General features: G+C 30.0%; 2 protein-coding genes. Both read left to right on the plus strand.

Annotated features, from left to right (window positions below):
• Positions 1-147, plus strand: a 147-nt coding sequence (locus QMD61_11795) for an NFYB/HAP3 family transcription factor subunit (protein MDI6725316.1), incomplete at its 5' end; no start/stop codon positions are given.
• Between the two features lie 254 nt (positions 148-401).
• On the plus strand, positions 402-517 hold a 116-nt coding region (locus QMD61_11800), incomplete at its 3' end, for a ferritin family protein (protein ID MDI6725317.1).

A 517-nucleotide genomic window follows, 5' to 3' on the forward strand; every position in this document is an offset into this window, starting at 1 on the left:
ATCAGCGATGATGCTAAAGAAGAATTAGCTAAAGCATTGGAAGAAAAAGGCGAAGAAATTGCCAGAAAAGCTGTTGCTCTCGCTAAACACGCTGGAAGAAAAACCGTCAAAGCAGATGATATTGAAATGGCCGTTAAATCAGCTTAATATCTTTCTTTTTTCTCTTTTATTTTTTTAAAGGATTATCTATAGACTTTTAATATTAATTGTTTTGTTTTTACTACTCTATATGTATTTCATTATTTGATAACCAACTATTTGTAAAATTTTAAAAAACTGGAGAAGATCGGAGGATTTCTGGATTTTTTAAGATTTATGAAAGATAATGCATGTTTTGATCACATTATTTAATATAGTCCTATAAACAGAAATTATAGTAAAGAAATAATAGGAGAGATAATATGAGTACTAAAGACAATTTAATGGAAGCTTTTGCTGGTGAATCACAAGCAAACCGTAAATATTTGGCCTTTGCAAAAAAAGCTGAAGAAGAAGGATTCTTTCAGGTGGCCAGATT

The organism is Methanobacterium sp., assembly GCA_030017655.1.
Taxonomy (GTDB): domain Archaea; phylum Methanobacteriota; class Methanobacteria; order Methanobacteriales; family Methanobacteriaceae; genus Methanobacterium_D.